The following is a 20,382-nucleotide window of genomic DNA, read 5'->3' as shown; positions in this document are numbered from 1 at the left end:
CATGCCGGGTGCCGCGCAAGCCCCGATGCAAGAGAACAACATGAACCACAAGGCCAGCGTCGAACAGGTCCGCGTCGAAGACTTGCACAAATCCTACGGCGACCATGAGGTGCTCAAGGGCGTCTCGCTGACCGCGAACTCGGGCGACGTGATCAGCATCATCGGGTCCTCCGGCTCCGGCAAGAGCACGTGGCTGCGCTGCATCAACTTCCTCGAGTGCCCGACCGCCGGGCGCATCCTGGTGGGCGGCAAGGAGGTCGAGCTGGTGCGTGACCGCAAGGGCGAGCTGGTAGTCAAGGACGCGCACCAGTTGCAGCAGATCCGCACGCGCTTGTCGATGGTGTTCCAGCACTTCAATCTGTGGAGCCACATGACGGTGCTCGAGAACGTCGTCGAGGCGCCGGTGCATGTGCTCGGACTGTCGAAGGCCGCGGCCCGCGAGCGCGCCGAGCGCTACCTGGAGCGGGTGGGGGTGTGGAAGTTCCGCGATGCCTATCCTGCGCACATGTCGGGCGGCCAGCAGCAGCGCGTGGCGATCGCGCGCGCGCTGGCGATGGAGCCTGCGGTGCTGCTGTTCGACGAGCCGACCTCGGCGCTCGACCCCGAACTCGTCGGCGAGGTGCTCAAGGTGATGCGCTCGCTCGCCGAGGAAGGCCGCACGATGATGGTGGTGACGCACGAGATGGGCTTCGCGCGCGAGGTGTCCAACCACGTGATCTTCGTGCACCAGGGGCGCGTCGAGGAGGAGGGCGACCCCAAGGAGGTGCTGGTGCGCCCGCGCAGCGAACGCCTGCAGCAGTTCCTCTCGGGCAATCTGAAGTGATCTGACCGGTGCGCCGATCGTGTTACGGCACGGCGGCCCACGCTCTCCGGCCGACGCCCTTGAAGGCCGTCGCGCACAAGCACCGTGACAAGCCGAGTCGGCGGGTGTCCCGCTGCGTTCAGCGGTAGTTGCGGTGCATGCGCATCAGCGTGCTCTTGCCGAACAGGCTCTCGACCAGATCGACCGCCAGCTCGGCGGTCATGTTGCAGTGGTCGAGCGCCGGGTTGAGCTCCACGATGTCGAGCGAGGCGAGCTGGCCGGTGTCGGCGATCATCTCCATGCACAGCTCGGCCTCGCGGTAGGTCGGTCCGCCGCGCACTGTGGTGCCGACGCCTGGGGCGATCGTCGGGTCGAGGAAGTCCACGTCCAGGCTCACGTGCAGGTGCGTGTCTTGGTCCACGCCGGCGAGCGCCTGCTCCATGGTCGCGCGCATGCCGATCTCATCGATGTAGCGCATGTCGAAGACTTCGACGCAGAGATCGTGCAGAAAGCGCTTCTCGCCCTCGTCCACGCTGCGGATGCCGATCTGGCGGATCTGCTCGGGCCGGATTGCCGGCATCTCGCCGCCAATGCCGGTCAGCATCTCGGGGCCATGGCCGCACAGGCAGGCGACCGGCATGCCATGGATGTTGCCCGACGGCGTCATGGTGGCGGTGTTGAGGTCGGCATGGGCGTCGAACCACAGCACGCGCAGCTTGCGGCCGGTCTCGCGGCAGTGGCGGGCCACCGCGCTGATCGAGCCGATCGCGAGGCAATGATCGCCGCCGAGCATGATCGGTACGCGCCCTTCGGACAGTTCCGCGTAAACGGCCTGATGGACCGCGAGGTTCCACTGCGCCACTTCGGCAAGGTGGCGGAAGCCGTTTACCGCCGGCAGCTCCGGGTTGGACGGGCCGGCGAGGTTGCCGCAGTCGCGCACCTCGGCGCCGAAGGCGGCGATGGCCCGCCCCAGGCCGGCTACGCGCAAGGCCTCCGGTCCCATGCTCGCGCCGCGCACGCCTGCGCCGACGTCGGTGGGCACCCCGATCAGACTGACTTTGAGATTTTCCATGGCCGCGAGATTACCTCAGGTGTTGCCGCGATGGCAGCTGCGGTCGGGATTGACGGGGGCGCCCCCGAGCGTGTAACACTTGCGCCTTTTTTTCCGGGCCGGGTGATCTGCCGCGCGCGCGACGGTGCCCCGGCTCTCGATCGATGGCGCCCGTGCCCTTGGGAGTATCCGTGTCGACTGTTTCAATTCGTCTTTCCCGTGTTTTCACCCGGCCCGCCGTCGAGGCGACGAGATGAAGCGCGCGCAGGCCAACGGTTTGCTGCTCGTCGCGGCGCTCATCTGGGGCACCGCCTTCGTCGCGCAACAGACCGGCATGCGCGACGTCGGGCCGTTCACGTTCACCGGCGCGCGCTTCCTCTTCGGTGCGGTGATGGTGGCGCCGCTCGCCGTCCTCGAACTGCGACGCCTCGGTCGTCGTGGCACCTTCCTCGACGCGCGCGACCTGCTTGCTTGCGCGCTGCTCGGCGCGGTGCTGTTCCTCGGCGCGGCGCTTCAGCAGATCGGCATCATGAGCACCACGGTGAGCAATGCCGGTTTCCTCACCGCGCTCTACGTTCCCCTCGTGCCGATCGCCGGCGCGCTGCTGCTGCGCGAGCGCTCGCATTGGTCGGTGTGGCCGGCGAGCCTGGGCTGCGTCGCGGGCACCTACCTGCTTGGCGGCGGCAGCCTGGCCGCGCTTTCGGTGGGCGACTTGTGGGTGATCGCGAGCGCGCTGTTCTGGGCCGCCCACGTGATGCTGGTGGGGCGCGTGGCGGCGCGCAAGGGGGCCTCGGTGACGGTGGCGATGCTGCAGTTCCTCGTCGTCGGGGGGCTCGGCATGGCGGTAGGCGTCGGCACCGAGGAGGTTTCGTCAGTCGCGCTCGAGCGTGCGCTGCCGTCGATCGCCTACGCCGGCATCCTGTCGGTGGGCGTGGGCTTCACCCTGCAGGTGGTGGCGCAACGCCACACCCCGGCGGCCGACGCCGCCATCGTGCTGAGCTGCGAGACCCTGTTCGCCGCGCTGGCCGGCCGCTTCGTGCTGGGTGAGACGCTCACTGCCGAGCAGATGGCCGGCGGCCTGCTGATCTTCGCCTGCGTGCTGGCGGTGCAGATCCTGCCTTTGTGGCGGGAACGACGGACCGTGTCGGTGGAGGCGGGCTGAGGCGGCCTGCGCGTCCTTCAGTCCGTACCGCCCGCGGGCGCCGGCAGTCGCCGCAGCCACAGCGCGCAGGCTCCGGTGAACAGCACGCACAGCCCCACCAGCGCGGCCACGCCCGCCCATCGCCAATCGGCCCAGGCCGTGCCGGCAAGGCTGCCGAGCACACTGGCGCCGAGGTAGTAGCTCGACAGATAAAGGGCCGAGGCGAGTGCGCGCCGTTCGCCGGCGCGCCGGCCCACCCAGCCGCTGGCGAGGGCGTGCGCCGCGAAGAAGCCGAAGGTGAACACGCCGACGCCGGCGATGATCAGCCACAGCGGCCGCGCCAGGGTGAGCGCGAGCCCGGCGCCCATCACCGCGACCATCGGCCACAGCACCTTGCGCCGGCCGCGGCGCTCGGCGAGGCGGCCGCTCGCCGCCGAGGCCCAGGTGCCGACCAGGTAGAGCAGGAAGATCGCGCCGATCGCGCTCTGGCCCAGCCCGTAGGGCGGCTCGAGCAGGCGGAAGCCGAGAAAGTTGTACAGCCCGACGAAGCCGCCCATGGCGAGGAAGGCGACCAGGAAGAGCGCGGGCAGGCCGGGATCGCGGTAGATCGCCAGAGTGTCCGCGAAGATCCGCGCCGGCGTGGCGGCGCGTGCGCGGAAGTTGCGCGAGGCCGGCAGGCGGCGCCAGAACACCAGTGCGGAGACCGCCCCCAGCACGCCGATCATCCCGAGCGCGACCCGCCAGGAGCTCCAGTCGGTCAGCAGCGCGGCGACGAAGCGTCCGCTCATGCCGCCGAGAGCGTTGCCGGCAATGTAGAGCCCCATCGCGCGTGCCTGCGCGCCGGGGGCGATCTCCTCGCCGATGTAGGCCATGGCGGCGGCGGGGAGCCCGGCGATGACCCCGCCGAGGAGTGTGCGCAAGACCAGCAGCGAGCCGAAGTCGGGCGCAAAGGCGGTGGCCAGCGCGAACAGGGCGGCGATCACAAGCGCCGCCTTCATGACCTGCTGGCGGCCGAGGCGGTCGGCGAGCACGCTGGCCGGAATCAGCATCAGCGCGAGTCCGGCAGTGGTGGCCGACACCGTCAGGCTGGCACTCGCCGCACCCACACCGAATTCGGCAGCGAGCAGGGGCAGCAGGGGCTGGGTGCTATAGACCATGGCGAAGGTTGCGAAGCCGCCGACGAACATCGCCAGGTTGGCGCGGCGGTAGCCGGGCGTACCGGCCTCGAGCTGGTCGGGCGAGGGGTCGGGACGAGCGGCGGAGTGTGCGGGCATGGCGTAGCGGTGGCGATAGGCCGAGCGGATCTGCAGCGATCTTAGGATGGCGCCGAACCCATCGTCCAATATATTCTGAACACTTGATCCATATATGGAAATGAATGATGGAGCTGCGCCACCTGCGCTATTTCATCGCCGTCGCCGAGGAACTCAACTTCACCCGCGCCGCGACACGCCTGCACATCGGTCAGCCGCCGCTGTCGATGCAGATCCGCGACCTGGAAGAGGAGATCGGCGTGCGCCTGTTCGAGCGCGGCCCGCGCAGGGTTGCGCTGAGCACTGCAGGGGAGCGCTTCCTGCTGCACGCGCGCCGCATCCTCGACGGGGTGGAAGAGGCCGTGGCCGAAGCCCGCCGTGCCGCGCGCGGGGAGCTGGGCGAGCTGCGCGTCGGCTTCACCTCCTCGCTGCCCTTCACGGACCTCCTCCCCGATGCACTCAACGCCTACCGCCGGCGCTTCCCGCAGGTGCGCCTGCAGTTGCGGGAGATGTTCACGCCGGAGCAGTTCCAGGCCCTGGTAAGCGGAGAGCTTGACGTCGGCTTCGTGCGCCTGCAGGCAGGGACGCCGCCGGCGGGGATCGTGCTGCGCGAGGTCGCGCGCAATCCGCTGCGCCTGGTCGTGAATGCCGCCCACCGGCTGGCGGGCGCTGCGCAAGTGCACCTTGCCGAACTCGCCGGAGAGGACTTCATCAGCTTCCCGGCCGACGTCGGCACAGACTTGCCCGGCGTGCTGCGTGCGCTGTGCCGGCAGGCGGGATTCGAACCGCGCATCGTGCAGACCGCGCGCGAGGCCACGACCCAGATCGGCCTGGTGGCCGCCGGGCTGGGCGTGGCGGTGTTGCCGGCGCCGCTCGAGTCGGTGCGGATCGCGCGCGTGCGCTACCTGGCGCTGGCCGAGCCGGAGGCGCAGTTCCGTCTTGCGCTGGCGATCCGGGAGGGCGAGCCGGTGCCCACGCTTGGCGGCTTCCTGGAGGTGCTGGAGAGCCTGCGCGCGGGCGAGCCGCCTCTCGCGCTCAGTGTCCCGCGCCAGTGAAGAAGCGCTGGCGGGTCTCGCCGGGCAACTCCATGCCGGTGTTGCGCGCGCGCTGCAGCAGCTCCCAGTAGTAGCGGTAGGACGCGCGGTCGTGCAGGCGCCCCTGGTGGCGGATCGGGCCCCAGGCATTGTCCTGCGCGGCGCACAGGATCGCCGCGGCTTCCTCGACCTCGGAGAAGTCGGGCTGCATCGCCGCGATGATCGGCAGGATCTGGTTGGGGTGGATGCTCCACATGCGCAGGAAGCCGAACTCGCGCCGGGCGCGCTCGGCGTCGTTGCGGATCACGGCGACGTCCTGCAACTCGGTGGTGACGTTGTGCGAGGGCACCACGCCGTTGGCGAGCGCGGCGGCGGCGATGTCGGCCTTGGCGCGCACCACCAGCGGGTGCTCGAACTGGCCGGGGCTCTTCATGGCGTTGCCGGGAATGGCGCCGTGGTGGCCGGAGACGAAGTCCATGAGGCCGAAGTCGATCGACTCCACGCCGTCGAGCGCGGCGATCTCCCAGGCCTCGCGCAGCGCGCCGTGGGTCTCGATGAGCACGTGTACGGGCAGGGCGCGCTCGAGGCCGCAGGCGGCCTCGACGCGGCGCAGCCCGCGGATCTGTTCCGCGGCATCCGCGGCCGAGCGCACCTTGGGGATCGTCACGAAGGCCAGCCTCCGGCCGGCGCCGCCGACGAGGATCTCGAGGTCACGCTGCCAGTGCGGATGGGTGACGTCGTGGATGCGGGCACCCACGCGGCCGAAGTGGTTCTCCGCGCCATTGACCACCTCGACCACCATCTGCGCATGCTCGGCCTCGGCGCCAGCCTGGGCGCCGTCCTCGCAGTCGCAGGTGAGGTCGAACACCGGGCCGAGCTCCTGCTGCAGCTTGAGCGCCTTCATCATGAGCTTCTCGGCGCCGGCGTAATGGTCGACGGCGGGCAGGGCAGGGAAGGGCTTCTCGCCGGCGAACAGGACTTGGGCGGGTTGAAGCGACATTTCGGGCTCCTCGGTTGGGGGGTGCGGTTCGGCGGCCGCAGGGCGGGCAGTGCGCGGGGCTCCGGCGCGGCGCGGAAATGAAAAAGGCCACGGATTCTACCCCGTGGCCTGTCGCGAGGGCGGCACGCGGCCGCCCGCAATCGCGTCTTACTTGAGCATGTCGGCCACGGCCGCGCGCTCGTCCTCGAGTTCCTTCAGGGTGATGGCGATCTTCCCCTTGGAGTACTCGTCGATCTCCAGACCCTGGATGATCTTGAACTGGCCGCCCTTGCACTCGCAGGGGAAGCCGAACACGACGCCCTCGGGGATGCCGTAGGAGCCGTCGGACGGGACGCCCATGGTGACCCAGTCGTTCGAGCCGAGTACCCAGTCGTGCACGTGGTCGATGGCGGCGTTGGCGGCCGAAGCAGCCGACGACAGGCCGCGGGCCTCGATGATGGCGGCGCCGCGCTTGCCGACGGTGGGCAGGAACACGTCGTTGTTCCAGGCGTGGTCGTTGATCAGCGCCTTGACGCTGTCGCCGTTCGACTCGCAGAAGCGGTAGTCGGCGTACATCGACGGCGAGTGGTTGCCCCACACGACCATCTTCTTGAGCGAGGACACTTCACGGCCGGACTTGGCGGCGAGCTGCGACAGCGCGCGGTTGTGGTCCAGGCGCAGCATGCCGTGGTAGTTGTTCGGGTTGGTGCGACCGACCTTGATGGCGGCGGCGCGTGCAATGTAGGCGTTGGTGTTGCAGGGGTTGCCCACGACCAGCACACGCACGTCTTCCTTGGCGTTCTCGGCGATGGCCTTGCCCTGGACGGTGAAGATGGCGCCGTTGGCGGTCAGCAGGTCGGCACGCTCCATGCCGGGGCCGCGCGGACGGGCGCCGACCAGCAGGCACACGTCGGCGTCCTTGAATGCGACGTTGGGATCGTCGGTGGCGATCATGCCGGCGAGCAGCGGGAAGGCGCAGTCTTCCAGCTCCATCATCACGCCCTTGACGGCCTTCTGGGCCTGGGGCAGGTCGAGCAGCTGCAGGATGACGGGCTGGTCCTTGCCCAGCATTTCGCCGCTGGCGATGCGGAACAGCAGGCTGTAGCCGATCTGGCCGGCGGCGCCGGTGACAGCGACGCGCATGGGGGCTTTGCTCATGTGATTACTCCCTCGAGTGAGACGGTCGTATTAAGGTGCTGGAAACCTGCCCGGCACCGTCGCGGCACCCGCAGGCGGGATCGTCGCGGGAGCTGGCGCGGCGCCCCCCCGCGTGCGCGAGGACCAAGCTGGGCGCCGGCATACTAGACCGGGCTTGAATGCCTGTCAAATGCCATCTTATATCTTATATAAGACACAAGACCAAAGATAGACGTTTGCGAAAATTTATGCTCCAATGCGCGCATGTCGCAGGAGTCGCCTACCTTCAGTCCGCTCTATCGCCAGATCAAGGCCCTGATCCTTCAGGCACTTGAGGCTGGGGAATGGCGTCCCGGCCAGGCCATTCCGAGCGAGCAGGAACTCGCCGCGCGCTTCAACGTGTCGCAGGGCACCGTGCGCAAGGCTATCGACGAGATGGCAGCCGACAACCTGCTCGTGCGCAAGCAGGGGAAGGGCACCTTCGTGGCCTCTCACAACGATCCGCGCGCGCTCTTCCGTTTCCTCCGCCTCGTGCCGGTGGATGGTGACCTCTCGCCTCCGCAGAGCATACCGCTGGATTGCTGGCGTGCGAAGGCCGGGCAGGAGGCTTCGCGCATGCTCGCGATCGAGCCCGGCGCCCCGATCATCATCGTCCGCCGCTTGTTGAAGTTTGCCGCCCGACCCGTCGTCATCGACGAGATCTATCTGCCCGGCGAGGTGTTCCAGGGACTCAGCGCCGAGACCCTGCAGGGCTGGAACGGTTCGCTCTACAGTCTCTTCGAGACCCGCTTCGGCGTGCGCATGATCCGCGCCCAGGAGCGCATCCGCGCGGTCGCCGCCGACCGTGGCGCCGCCGAGGCGCTCGGCGTCCAGGAAGGCACGCCGCTGCTGTCGGTCGAGCGTGTCACGTACACCTATGGCGATCGGCCCGTGGAGTGGCGTCGCGGGCTGTATTCGACGGCGGAACATTTTTATCTGAATGAGCTGAATTGAGGGGCGCGCATGGGCTGCAGGCCGGGACCGGCGCTATAATTTTCCGTCTTTTTTCGGAGTCCGCGACGGGGGTCGTCGCACATGCAGAGGGGAGTCTTCATGTCAGAAGTAACAGCGCGCAAACCAAGGCCGAAGTACCTGGCCCTCAACGAGATCCGGCTGCCGTTGCCGGGCATCGTCTCGATCCTTCACCGCATCAGCGGCGTCGGCATCTTCCTGATGTTGCCTTTCCTGTTGTACCTGCTCGATCGCAGCCTCGGCTCTCCGGAGACCTTCGAGACCTTCGCCGCGGTGGTCGACAACTGGTTCATCAAGCTCGTCCTGTTCGGTCTGCTGTGGGCCTACCTGCATCACTTCTGTGCCGGCATCCGCTTCCTGCTGCTCGACCTGCACAAGGGTCTGGAGCTCGAGGAAGCACGCAAGTCCTCCAAAATCGTTCTGATCGTGAGCCTTACGCTCACCTTGATCATCGGGGTGGTCCTATGGTGAAACAGCGTACCGTCGTCGGCGCGCACTACGGTCTGAAGGACTGGATCGCGCAACGCGCCACCGCCGTCTACATGGCGGCCTACACCATCATCTTCGCGCTCTGTGCGTTCAGCCTGCGCGAGCTCAACTATCAGGAATGGTCCGGCCTGTTCTCGCACGGCTTGTTCAAGTTCCTCAGCTTCCTGTTCTTCCTGTCGGTCTTCTATCACGCCTGGATCGGCATCCGCGATCTCTGGATGGACTACATCAAGCCGAACGGTGTGCGCCTCGCGCTGCACCTGGTCACCATTTTCGTGCTCGTCGGCTATGCCGGCTGGGCAGCCCAGATCCTGTGGAGGCTTTAAGCGTGAACGTCGCGAAGCGTACCTTTGATGCGGTCATCGTGGGCGCCGGCGGTGCCGGCCTGCGCGCGGCCCTGCAACTCTCCGAAGCCGGCCTCAAGACCGCCGTGCTGACCAAGGTGTTCCCGACCCGCTCGCACACCGTTGCGGCGCAGGGCGGCGTCGCCGCCTCGCTGGGCAACTCGACCGAGGACAACTGGCACTGGCACATGTACGACACCGTCAAGGGGTCGGACTGGCTGGGCGACCAGGATGCCATCGAGTTCATGTGCAAGAAGGCCAACGAGGTCGTCATCGAGCTCGAGCACTACGGCATGCCCTTCGACCGCACCGACAACGGCAAGATCTACCAGCGTCCGTTCGGCGGCCACTCGATGAACTACGGCCAGGCGCCGGTGATGCGCTCCTGCGCGGCGGCCGACCGTACCGGCCACGCCATGCTGCACGCGCTCTACCAGCGCAACGTGCGCGCCAACACCCAGTTCTTCGTCGAATGGATGGCGCTCGACCTGATCCGCGACGCCGATGGCGACGTGCTCGGCGTCACCGCGATGGAAATGGAGACCGGCGAGGTCTCGATCTTCCACGCCAAGGCCACCATCTTCGCCACCGGCGGTGCCGGCCGCATCTACTATTCCTCGACCAACGCCTTCATCAACACCGGCGACGGCGTGGGCATGGCGGCGCGTGCCGGCATCCCGCTCGAGGACATGGAGTTCTGGCAGTTCCACCCCACCGGCGTTGCCGGCGCGGGCGTGCTCATCACCGAAGGCGTGCGCGGCGAGGGCGGCATCCTGCGCAACGCCCAGGGCGAGCGCTTCATGGAGCGCTACGCGCCCAACCTCAAGGATCTCGCCTCGCGCGACGTGGTTTCGCGCGCGATGACCACCGAGATCAACGAAGGTCGTGGCTGCGGTCCCGACAAGGATCACGTGCTGCTCGACATCACGCACCTTGCGCCCGACACTATCATGAAGCGCCTGCCCGGCATCCGCGAGATCGCGATCCAGTTCGCCGGCGTCGACCCGATCAAGGCGCCGATCCCGGTCGTGCCGACCTGCCACTACCAGATGGGCGGCATCCCGACCAACTACAAGGGCCAGGTCGTGGTGCCGAAGGACGGCAACCCGAACAGCCCGGTGGCCGGCTTCTACGCCGCGGGCGAGTGCGCCTGCGCCTCGGTGCACGGCGCCAACCGCCTCGGCACCAACTCGCTGCTCGACCTGCTGGTGTTCGGCAAGTCGGCGGGCGAGACCGTGGTCGAGGACTTCCAGTCCGGCCAGCTCAAGCTCAAGCCGCTGCCGGCCGACGCTGCCGACGTCTCGCTCGCCCGCCTGGCCCGCCTCGACGGCCAGACCAACGGCGAGAGCGTGTTCGACGTCGGCCTCGAGATGCGTCGCACGATGCAGAAGCACGCCGGCGTGTTCCGCTTCGACAACCTGCTCAAGGAAGGCGTGCAGAAGATCGGCGAGGTCGCCGAGCGTGCCAAGCGCACCCAGATCGCAGACAAGTCCAAGGTCTGGAACGTCGCCCGCATGGAAGCGCTCGAGCTCGACAACCTGATCGAGGTCGCGCGCGCCACCATGGTCTCGGCCGAGGCCCGCAAGGAATCGCGTGGCGCCCACGTGCGCGACGACGCGCCGGATACGGCGGAGAACCCCAACGGCCGCGACGACGCCAACTGGCTCAAGCACACCCTCTGGTATTCGGAAGGCAATCGCCTCGATTACAAGCCGGTGAACCTGAAGCCGCTGTCCGACGACGTCGAGCCGATCGCGCTCGCCAAGCGTACCTATTGAGCGTCCGGGAGAAAAAATTCATGAGCAAGCGTACCGTTCATTTCAAGATCTACCGCTACGATCCGGACAAGGACGAGAAGCCCTACATGCAGGACATCTCGGTCGAGCTCGAGCCGTCCGACAAGAAGCTGCTCGACGCGCTGGTCCGCCTGCGCGCCAAGGATGACTCGATGTCCTTCCGTCGTTCCTGCCGCGAGGGCGTGTGCGGTTCCGACGCGATGAACATCAACGGCAAGAACGGCCTGGCCTGCCTGACCGACGTTGACAGCCTGCAGCAGCCGATCACGCTGCGTCCGCTGCCTGGCCTGCCGGTCATCCGCGACCTGATCGTGGACATGACCCAGTTCTTCAAGCAGTACCACTCGATCAAGCCCTACCTGGTGAACAACGATCCTCCTCCCGAGCGCGAGCGCCTGCAGTCGCCGGAGGATCGCGAGGAGCTCAACGGGCTCTACGAGTGCATCCTGTGCGCGTGCTGCTCCACGTCCTGCCCGTCGTTCTGGTGGAACCCCGACAAGTTCGTCGGCCCCGCCGGCCTGCTTGCGGCCTACCGCTTCCTCGCCGACACCCGCGACCAGGACACCGGTGCGCGCCTCGACAACCTCGAGGATCCGTATCGCCTGTTCCGCTGCCACTCCATCATGAACTGCGTCGATGTCTGTCCGAAGGGTCTCAACCCGACCCGCGCGATCGGCAAGATCAAGGACATGATGGTCCGCCGTGCGATCTAAGGGCGGGCTCAGTCGATGACCATCAACAGGGGGCGCGTGCGCTGGCAGTGCCGGAGGGCGCTGCTCGAGCTCGACCTGGTGTTCACGCGCTTTCTAGAGCGGCATTTCGATCGTCTCACCGACGATCAGCTGGCGGATCTGGACGACCTGCTGCGCTGCGACGACTATGACATCTGGGCGTGGGTCAATGGCAGCAAGGCATGCGAGAACTACCGCTGGAAGGAGATGATCGGACTGCTGCGTCAGGGCTGACGCAGCAGTATCGGTCCTACAAGAGACCAAAGGCAGTTAAACCGGCAAGTAGAAGGGACGATCTATGAGCACTGAACGCACTGCAACCCTTACCGTCGATGGCAAGACCGTCGAATTCCCGGTCATGACCGGCACCCACGGCCAGGACGTCATCGACATCCGTACCCTGGGCGGCAAGACCGGCCTCTTCACCTACGACTCCGGCTTCCTGTCGACTGCGAGTTGCAAGTCGAAGATCACCTTCATCGACGGTGACAAGGGTGAGCTGCTGTACCGCGGCTACCCGATCGAACAACTCGCCGAGAAGTGCAACTTCCTGGAGGTCGCCTACCTCCTGAAGAACGGTGACCTCCCGAACGCTTCGCAGAAGACCACGTTCGAGAACACCATCAAGAACCACACGATGCTGCACGACCAGATGACGAAGTTCTACTCTGGCTTCCGTCGCGATGCGCATCCGATGGCGGTCATGGTCGGTGTGGTCGGCGCGCTTTCCGCCTTCTACCACGACGCGATGGACTTCTCCGACGCCGAGCACCGCAGCGTGTCGATCAACCGCCTGATCGCCAAGCTGCCGACGATCGTCGCGATGGCCTACAAGTACAACAAGGGCGAGCCCTTCATGTACCCGCGCAACGACCTCGACTACACCGCGAACTTCATGCACATGATGTTCGGCACCCCGTGCGAGAAGTACGAGCCGAACCCGGTGCTGGTGCGTGCGCTCGACGTGATCTTCACGCTGCACGCGGACCACGAGCAGAACGCCTCGACCTCGACCGTCCGCCTCGCCGGCTCCTCGGGTGCGAACCCCTTCGCCTGCATCTCGGCGGGCATCGCCTGCCTGTGGGGCCCGGCGCACGGCGGCGCGAACGAAGCCTGCCTGAACATGCTGGAAGAGATCGGGGATGTGTCTCGCGTGGGCGAGTACATCGCGCGTGCCAAGGACAAGAACGACAGCTTCAAGCTGATGGGCTTCGGTCACCGTGTCTACAAGAACTTCGACCCGCGCGCGAAGCTGATGCAGAAGGTCTGCAACGAAGTGCTGACCGAACTCGGCCTCGAGAACGACCGACTCTTCAAGCTGGCGATGGAGCTCGAGAGGATCGCGCTGGAAGACCCGTACTTCGTGGAGAAGAAGCTCTACCCGAACGTCGACTTCTACTCGGGCATCGTGCAGAAGGCGCTCGGCATCCCGACCTCGATGTTTACCTGCATCTTCGCGCTCGCCCGCACCGTGGGCTGGATCACGCAGTGGGAAGAGATGATCACCGATCCGGAGTACAAGATCGGCCGTCCGCGCCAGCTCTACGTCGGCACCGCGCGTCGTGACGTGCCGGCGCTCGCGCAGCGTCCGTAAGAGACGATGAAGAGGGGTTGCAGGATCCGCCGCGACTGACGGTGACGGGGTGGTTGCGCGTGCGCGGCCATCCCGTTTTTCCATCGGCGTCGACGCGTCGGCTGCACTCCCGCACCCGAAAACAGGGCAACAGAACACCACAGGTGCTTATCCCATGATGAAGCAACTCGAACAGACTTCGCACTTGTTCGGCTCGAACGCGCCGTTCATCGAAGAGCAGTACGAAAACTACCTCGCCGATCCGGCCTCGGTGTCCGCCGAGTGGCGCGAATATTTCGACAAGCTGCAGGCTCAGGTCGGCGCTGCCGCGCGCGACGTGCCTCATGGTCCGGTCATTGCCGCCTTCGAGCAGATGGCCAAGCGCGGCCCGGTGCGCACCATCGTCACCGCCGGCGAGGACAAGCAGCAGGTCTCCGTGCTGCAACTGATCAACGCCTACCGCTTCCTCGGCAACCGCTGGGCCAACCTCGATCCGCTCAAGCGCACCGAGCGCCCGCAGATCGCCGAGCTCGAGCCGTCCTATTACGGCTTCACCGAAGCCGATCTCTCCAAGAGCTTCAACGTCGGCTCCTTCCACGGCTTCAGCACCGAGCGCGCCACCCTGCGCGAGATCCTCGAGGCGCTGCGCCAGACCTACTGCGGCTCGATCGGCGCCGAGTACATGTACATGACCGACATCGGTCAGAAGCGCTGGATCCAAAGCCGCCTCGAGAGCCTGCGCGGCACGCCGAAGTTCTCGGCGGAGATGAAGAAGCGCATCCTCGAGCGCACCACCGCGGCCGAGACCCTGGAGCGCTATCTGCACACCCGCTACGTCGGCCAGAAGCGCTTCTCGCTCGAAGGCGGCGAGTCGGCCATCGTCGCGATGGACGAACTGATCCGCGTCGCCGGCAGCCTGGGTGTGCAGGAAAGCGTGATCGGCATGGCCCACCGCGGCCGCCTCAACGTGCTCGTCAACACCCTGGGCAAGTCGCCCTCGATGCTGTTCTCGGAGTTCGAGGGCAAGGCCGCGGCCGACCTCACCGCCGGCGACGTGAAGTACCACATGGGCTTCTCGAGCGACGTGATGACCCCGGGCGGCCCGATGCACCTGACGCTCGCGTTCAACCCCTCGCACCTCGAGATCATCAACCCGGTGGTCGAGGGCTCGGTGTATGCCCGCCAGGTCCGTCGCGGCGACGCCGACAAGAAGCAGGTGCTGCCGGTGCTGATCCACGGCGACGCCGCCGTGGCCGGCCAGGGCGTTAACCAGGAAATGCTCAACTTCTCGCAGACTCGCGGCTACGGCACGGGCGGCACGGTGCACCTGGTCGTCAACAACCAGATCGGCTTCACCACGTCCGACCCGCGCGACTACCGTTCCTCGCTTTACTGCACCGACATCTTCAAGATGGTCGAGGCGCCGATCTTCCACGTCAATGGCGACGATCCCGAGGCCGTGGCCCTGGTCACCGCGCTGGCGGTCGAATTCCGCCAGGAGTTCAAGAAGGACGTCGTGGTCGACATCATCTGCTTCCGCAAGCTCGGCCACAACGAGCAGGACGAGCCGATGGTGACGCAGCCGTTGATGTACCGCACCATCCAGAAGCACCCCGGCACCCGCAAGCTCTACGCCGAGCGCCTGGTCGCCGAGGGCACCCTGAAGGCCGAGGAGCCCGACCAGATGATCGCCGAGTACCGCGAGCATCTCGACAAGGGCCAGCTGCTCTACAACCCGGTGCTCTCCGGCCACAACCGCCAGTTCGCCGCGGACTGGACGCCCTACATCAAGCAGCCCTACACCGACGAGTGCGACACCACGGTGCCGGTGCAGGAGATCAAGCGCCTGTCCGAGCGCCTGAGTACCATCCCGGCGAACTTCACGCTGCACTCGCGCGTCAAGAAGATCATCGACGACCGCGCCGCGATGGGGCGTGGCGAAGCGCCCTTCGACTGGGGCATGGGCGAGAACCTGGCCTACGCCAGCCTGCTGGCGCAGGGTTACGGCGTGCGCCTCTCCGGCGAGGACGTCGGCCGCGGCACCTTCTTCCACCGCCACGCCGTTCTGCACGACCAGAAGCGCGAGCGCTGGGACGAGGGCATCTACAAGCCGCTCGACCACATCCAGGACGGCCAGGCCCGCTTCCAGAGCTACGACTCGGTGCTGTCGGAGGAAGGCGTGCTCGCCTTCGAATACGGCTACGCCACGACCGAGCCCAACGAGCTCGTGATCTGGGAGGCCCAGTTCGGCGACTTCGTCAACGGCGCCCAGGTGGTGCTCGACCAGTTCATCAGCTCGGGCGAGGCCAAGTGGGGTCGCCTGTGCGGTCTCACGCTGATGCTGCCGCACGGCTACGAGGGCCAGGGCCCCGAGCACTCGTCCGCCCGTCTCGAGCGCTACATGAACAACGCTGCCGAGCACAACTGGCAGATCTGCGTGCCGACCACCCCGGCGCAGATCTTCCACCTGCTGCGCCGCCAGGCGATCCGCAAGGTGCGCAAGCCGCTGATCATCATCACGCCGAAGTCGCTGCTGCGTCACAAGGAGGCGATTTCCTCGATCGAGGAACTGGCCAACGGCAGCTTCCAGACGGTGATCCCCGAGGTCGAGAAGCTCGACGCCAAGAAGGTCAAGCGCGTGGTTCTGTGCCAGGGCAAGATCTATTACGAGCTCCTCGCCCATCGCCGCGAGAACAAGATCACCGACACCGCGCTGGTCCGCATCGAGCAGCTCTATCCGTTCCCGACCGAGGCCTTCGCCAAGGCGATCGAGCAGTTCCCGAACGCCAAGGAGATCGTCTGGGCCCAGGAAGAGCCGCGCAACCAGGGCGCGTGGTACTGGCTCGCCTCGCGCCAGCACCTGGTCAACGTGCTCGGCACCAAGCGCCGTCTGCTGCTGGTGAGCCGCCCGGCCGCCGCCTCGCCCGCGGTCGGCTACTACGCCAAGCACAACGCGCAACAAAAGGCGGTCCTCGAAAACGCCTTCGGTCCGATCCAGGACACCACGCCGCAGTCCCCGCACTGAAAAATACCTAGGGAGAGAAATCCATGCTGATCGAAGTCAAAGTACCGCAGCTGTCCGAGTCGGTTTCCGAAGCCACGCTGGTCACCTGGCACAAGAAGGAAGGCGACGCGGTCGCGCGCGACGAGAACCTGATCGACATCGAGACCGACAAGGTCGTGCTCGAGACCCCGGCCCCGGCCGACGGTGTTCTGGTGAAGATCATCAAGCAGGGTGGCGACACCGTGACCTCGGGTGAGCTGATCGCCCAGATCGACACCGAAGCCAAGGCCGCCGCCGCCGCCGCGGCTCCGGCCGCAGCCCCGGCTGCGGCCGCACCCGCCGCCGCTGCGGCGGCGTCCGGTGCCGCCGGCGCCGCCAGCCCGGCCGCGCGCAAGATCCTCGACGAGAAGGGCATCGCCGCCGGCGACGTCGCCGGCTCCGGCCGTGGCGGTCGCGTGACCAAGGAAGATGCCGTCGCCGCCCAGCCCAAGGCCGCCGCAGCCGCGGCGTCGGCCGCGGTGCAGCTCACCGGCGACCGTCCTGAAGAGCGCGTGCCGATGACCCGCCTGCGTGCCCGCATCGCCGAGCGCCTGATCCAGTCGAAGAACGAGAACGCCATCCTGACCACGTTCAACGAGGTCAACATGGCGCCCGTCATGGCCCTGCGCAAGCAGTACGGCGACAAGTTCGAGAAGGCGCACGGTGTCCGTCTCGGTTTCATGGGCTTCTTCGTCAAGGCGGCCGTGGCCGCGCTGAAGAAGTTCCCGATCCTGAACGCCTCGGTCGATGGCAACGACATCGTCTACCACGGCTACATCGACATCGGCATCGCGGTCGGCTCGCCGCGCGGCCTGGTGGTGCCGATCCTGCGCAACGCCGAGACCATGTCGATTGCCGAGATCGAACTGAAGATCGCCGAGTTCGGCCAGAAGGCCAAGGACGGCAAGCTCTCGCTCGACGACCTCTCCGGCGGCACCTTCTCGATCTCCAACGGCGGCGTGTTCGGCTCGATGATGTCGACCCCGATCATCAACCCGCCGCAGTCGGCCATCCTCGGCATCCACGCCACCAAGGATCGTGCCGTGGTCGAGAACGGCCAGGTCGTGGTTCGTCCGATCAACTATCTGGCCATGTCCTACGACCACCGCATCATCGACGGTCGCGAGGCGGTGCTCGGCCTGGTGACGATGAAGGAAGCGCTGGAAGATCCGGCTCGCCTGATCCTGGATGTGTGAGCGGACGTAAGGTGCGAGGCGCGAGGCGCAAGGAGCGGTGAGCGCTCCATGCCTCGCGGTTCGCCTTGCCTGGGCGCCCGCAGGGCGCCTGTTCGCACCCGACTCCTGACTCTCAACTCCTCACGGGTAACCCAATGTCCAAAGAATTCGACGTCCTCGTCATCGGCGGCGGCCCCGGCGGCTACGTCGCCGCGATCCGTGCCGCGCAGCTCGGCTTCAAGACCGCCTGCTGCGAATCCAATCCCTACGCCGACCCGAAGGGCGAGCCGCGCCTCGGCGGCACCTGCCTGAACGTCGGCTGCATCCCCTCCAAGGCGCTGCTCCACACCTCGCACCTGTTCGAGGAAGCCGGCCACGCCTTCGAAGGCCAGGGCATCAGCGTCGGCACGCCCAAGATCGACGTGCCCAAGATGATCGCCCGCAAGTCGGGCATCGTCGACCAGCTCACCGGCGGCATCAAGGGCCTGTTCAAGAAGAACAAGGTCACCCTGCTCAACGGCCACGGCGCCTTCGTCGGCAAGGGCGACGCCGGCTGGCAGGTCCAGGTCGGCGAAGAGCTCGTCACCGCCAAGCAGGTCATCGTCGCCACCGGCTCGGCCCCGCGCCACCTGCCGGGCGTGCCGGTCGACAACAAGATCGTCTGCGACAACGTCGGCGCGCTCGACCTCGACGCGGTGCCGAAGAAGCTCGCCGTCATCGGCGCCGGCGTCATCGGCCTCGAGATGGGCTCGGTGTGGCGTCGCCTCGGTGCCGAGGTCACCGTGCTCGAAGCCATGCCCGAGTTCCTCTCGCTCGCCGACCAGGACGTGGCCAAGGAAGCGCTCAAGGTCTTCACCAAGCAGGGCCTCAAGTTCAGCCTCGGCGTCACCATCGGCGAGGTCAAGGTGGGCAAGAAGGGCGTCAGCATCGCCTACAAGGACAAGGACGGCGCCGAGCAGAAGCTCGAAGCCGACCGCCTGATCGTCTCCGTCGGCCGCGTGCCCAACACCCAGGGCCTCAACGCCGAAGCCGTCGGGCTCAAGCTCAACGAGCGCGGCCAGATCGAGGTGGACGACCACTGCAAGACCAACCTGCCCGGCGTGTGGGCGGTGGGCGACGTGGTGCGCGGGCCGATGCTCGCGCACAAGGCGATGGAAGAGGCGGTCATGGTCGCCGAGCTGATGGCGGGCCAGGCCGGCCACTGCAACTTCGACACCGTGCCCTGGGTGCTGTACACCAGCCCCGAGATCGCCTGGGTCGGCAAGACCGAGCAGCAGTTGAAGGCCGCCGGCGTGGCCTACAAGGTCGGCAAGATCCCCTTCCTGGCAAACGGCCGCGCGCTCGGCATGGGCGACTCGACCGGCTTCGTCAAGATGCTGGCCGACGCCACTACCGACCGCATCCTCGGCGTGCACATCATCGGCGCCAACGCGTCGGAGCTGATCTCCGAAGCCGTGGTGGCGATGGAGTTCGCCGGCTGCTCGGAAGACCTGGCGCGCATCTGCCACGCCCACCCGACCCTGTCGGAAGTGGTGCACGAGGCCGCGCTCGCCTGCGACAAGCGTCCGCTGCACTTCTGAGCGAGGCGTGAGCTGTGAGGGGTGAGGTGCGGGGGCTTCCCTGCGCCCACCCCTTTTTGCGTTAACCTGCAGTCCTCCGATCAACGCTCCTGACCGATTTCCTATGCCTCACCGCATCCTGAACGTTCCCCAGCACGGGATGATCGACGCCTACGAAGCCCTGCTGAAGACGCGCGGCTACCAGTCCGATCCCGCCCAGCGCGCCGCAGCACAGCGCCTGCAGGGCCTGTACACCGAGCTCGTCGGCTTCAAGGCGGCGCGCCAGGGCAGCCGCATCAAGCAGTTCCTGAACAAGCCCAAGATGCCGCGCAGCGTCTACTTCTGGGGTGGCGTGGGGCGCGGCAAGAGCTTCCTGATGGACTGCTTCTACGACTCGGTGCCGTATCGCCGCAAGCGCCGGGTGCACTTCCACGCCTTCATGCAGGAGGTGCAGAACGACCTGCGCAAGTTCAACAACGCACCCGATCCGCTGCAGAAGGTCGCCGACCGCATCTCCGAGCACACCCGGCTGCTGTGCTTCGACGAGTTCCATGTCTCCGACATCGCCGACGCGATGATCCTGGGGCGGCTACTCGACGCGCTCTTCGACCGCGGCGTGATCTTCGTGATGACCTCGAACTATCCGCCCGACGGCCTCTATCCCAACGGCCTGATGCGCATCAACTTCCTGCCCACGATCGAGAAGATCAAGCAGCGCTTCGACGTCATCGAGGTGGATCACGGCACCGACTATCGCCTGCGCACGCTCGAGAAGATGGAGATCTACCTCGTGCCACACGACGACGCGGCCAAGCGCAAGATGACCGAGGACTTCCGCCGCCTCGCCGCGAGCGAGGGCCGCGGCGGCAGCGTCGAGATCCTCGGGCGCAACATCGACGTGGTGCGCCAGGCCCCGGGGGTGATCTGGTTCGACTTCGCCAGCCTGTGCGGCGGCCCGCGCTCGCAGAACGACTACCTCGAGATCGCGCGCGAGCACCACACGGTGATCCTGTCGAACGTGCCCAAGATGCTGGTCGGCAACGCCTCCGAGGCACGCCGCTTCACCTGGCTGATCGACGTGCTCTACGACCACCGCGTCAAGCTCATCATGAGCGCGGCGGTCGAGGCCCACGATCTCTACACCGAGGGCCACAACGCCCACGAGTTCGTGCGCACGGTGAGCCGCCTGATCGAGATGCGCACCCGCGACTACCTCGCCGAGCCGCACCGCACCGAATAGTCGGGGCGCGGCGCCCGTCCGCCG

Annotated in this window: 18 protein-coding genes; 14 read left to right on the top strand and 4 right to left on the bottom strand. The window is 66.9% G+C overall.

Going from position 1 to position 20,382, the window contains the following annotated elements:
- Positions 1–40: 40 nt before the first annotated feature.
- A complete protein-coding gene (locus ACZ5PP_RS04550) occupies positions 41–823 on the top strand; it encodes an ABC transporter ATP-binding protein (RefSeq protein ID WP_012585561.1) in 783 nt (260 codons plus the stop codon).
- Between the two features lie 118 nt (positions 824–941).
- On the opposite strand, the gene rocF is transcribed toward ACZ5PP_RS04550, so the two are convergent.
- Positions 942–1,874, bottom strand: a complete 933-nt coding sequence (gene rocF / locus ACZ5PP_RS04545) for an arginase (RefSeq protein WP_004303339.1) — start codon at positions 1,872–1,874, stop codon at positions 942–944.
- 232 nt (positions 1,875–2,106) lie between these two features.
- Here rocF and ACZ5PP_RS04540 point away from each other — a divergent pair, with 232 nt between their 5' ends.
- The gene (locus ACZ5PP_RS04540) at positions 2,107–3,015 is read left to right on the top strand and encodes a DMT family transporter (RefSeq protein WP_464826809.1); all 909 of its coding nucleotides are present in this window, start codon (positions 2,107–2,109) and stop codon (positions 3,013–3,015) included.
- Positions 3,016–3,032: 17 nt separating this feature from the next.
- Here ACZ5PP_RS04540 and ACZ5PP_RS04535 read toward each other — a convergent pair whose 3' ends face one another.
- Complete coding sequence (locus ACZ5PP_RS04535) at positions 3,033–4,181, bottom strand: MFS transporter (RefSeq protein WP_273421678.1); 1,149 nt, start codon at positions 4,179–4,181, stop codon at positions 3,033–3,035.
- 194 nt (positions 4,182–4,375) lie between these two features.
- On the opposite strand from ACZ5PP_RS04535, the gene ACZ5PP_RS04530 reads away from it, so the two are divergent.
- Positions 4,376–5,302 (top strand): LysR substrate-binding domain-containing protein, encoded by a 927-nt coding sequence (locus tag ACZ5PP_RS04530; protein ID WP_004303346.1) that lies wholly within the window; start codon positions 4,376–4,378, stop codon positions 5,300–5,302.
- Here ACZ5PP_RS04530 and ACZ5PP_RS04525 read toward each other — a convergent pair.
- Positions 5,283–6,281: an HpcH/HpaI aldolase/citrate lyase family protein gene (locus ACZ5PP_RS04525; RefSeq protein ID WP_273421609.1), complete on the bottom strand. Its 999-nt coding sequence runs from the start codon at positions 6,279–6,281 to the stop codon at positions 5,283–5,285. The genes ACZ5PP_RS04530 and ACZ5PP_RS04525 overlap by 20 nt on opposite strands.
- Before the next feature lie 147 nt (positions 6,282–6,428).
- Positions 6,429–7,418: a malate dehydrogenase gene (locus ACZ5PP_RS04520; protein ID WP_004303349.1), complete on the bottom strand. Its 990-nt coding sequence runs from the start codon at positions 7,416–7,418 to the stop codon at positions 6,429–6,431.
- A gap of 243 nt (positions 7,419–7,661) precedes the next feature.
- On the opposite strand from ACZ5PP_RS04520, the gene ACZ5PP_RS04515 reads away from it, so the two are divergent.
- From ACZ5PP_RS04515 to zapE, 11 genes are all read left to right on the top strand, one after another.
- Entirely contained in the window at positions 7,662–8,390 is a 729-nt protein-coding gene (locus ACZ5PP_RS04515; protein WP_004303350.1) for a GntR family transcriptional regulator, read from the top strand.
- A gap of 99 nt (positions 8,391–8,489) precedes the next feature.
- Entirely contained in the window at positions 8,490–8,879 is a 390-nt protein-coding gene (gene sdhC / locus ACZ5PP_RS04510) for a succinate dehydrogenase, cytochrome b556 subunit (RefSeq protein WP_012585559.1), read from the top strand.
- Positions 8,873–9,223, top strand: a complete 351-nt coding sequence (gene sdhD, locus ACZ5PP_RS04505) for a succinate dehydrogenase, hydrophobic membrane anchor protein (protein ID WP_004303354.1) — start codon at positions 8,873–8,875, stop codon at positions 9,221–9,223. Before sdhC ends, sdhD begins: the two co-directional genes overlap by 7 nt.
- A 2-nt stretch (positions 9,224–9,225) precedes the next feature.
- A complete protein-coding gene (gene sdhA, locus ACZ5PP_RS04500; protein ID WP_012585557.1) occupies positions 9,226–11,019 on the top strand; it encodes a succinate dehydrogenase flavoprotein subunit in 1,794 nt (597 codons plus the stop codon).
- Positions 11,020–11,039: 20 nt separating this feature from the next.
- The gene (locus ACZ5PP_RS04495) at positions 11,040–11,750 is read left to right on the top strand and encodes a succinate dehydrogenase iron-sulfur subunit (RefSeq protein WP_004303359.1); all 711 of its coding nucleotides are present in this window, start codon (positions 11,040–11,042) and stop codon (positions 11,748–11,750) included.
- Positions 11,751–11,765: 15 nt separating this feature from the next.
- Positions 11,766–12,002 (top strand): FAD assembly factor SdhE, encoded by a 237-nt coding sequence (locus ACZ5PP_RS04490; protein WP_464826808.1) that lies wholly within the window; start codon positions 11,766–11,768, stop codon positions 12,000–12,002.
- Between the two features lie 64 nt (positions 12,003–12,066).
- Positions 12,067–13,362 carry a citrate synthase gene (gene gltA, locus ACZ5PP_RS04485; RefSeq protein WP_004303363.1) on the top strand — a complete coding sequence of 432 codons (1,296 nt, stop codon included), beginning with the start codon at positions 12,067–12,069 and terminating at the stop codon, positions 13,360–13,362.
- Positions 13,363–13,516: 154 nt separating this feature from the next.
- Positions 13,517–16,366: a 2-oxoglutarate dehydrogenase E1 component gene (locus tag ACZ5PP_RS04480; protein ID WP_004303366.1), complete on the top strand. Its 2,850-nt coding sequence runs from the start codon at positions 13,517–13,519 to the stop codon at positions 16,364–16,366.
- Positions 16,367–16,389: 23 nt separating this feature from the next.
- A complete protein-coding gene (gene odhB / locus ACZ5PP_RS04475; protein WP_012585554.1) occupies positions 16,390–17,580 on the top strand; it encodes a 2-oxoglutarate dehydrogenase complex dihydrolipoyllysine-residue succinyltransferase in 1,191 nt (396 codons plus the stop codon).
- A 134-nt stretch (positions 17,581–17,714) separates the two neighbouring features.
- The gene (lpdA, locus tag ACZ5PP_RS04470; protein ID WP_004324186.1) at positions 17,715–19,139 is read left to right on the top strand and encodes a dihydrolipoyl dehydrogenase; all 1,425 of its coding nucleotides are present in this window, start codon (positions 17,715–17,717) and stop codon (positions 19,137–19,139) included.
- Positions 19,140–19,242: 103 nt separating this feature from the next.
- On the top strand, positions 19,243–20,358 hold the full coding sequence (zapE, locus tag ACZ5PP_RS04465; protein ID WP_464826807.1) for a cell division protein ZapE: 1,116 nt from the start codon (positions 19,243–19,245) through the stop codon (positions 20,356–20,358).
- The last annotated feature ends 24 nt before the right edge of the window (positions 20,359–20,382 follow it).

It is taken from the genome of Thauera sp. DNT-1 (genome assembly GCF_055393985.1).
The sequence above is the reverse complement of the archived record's forward strand: the minus strand, read 5'-3'. Positions and strand labels throughout refer to the sequence as shown.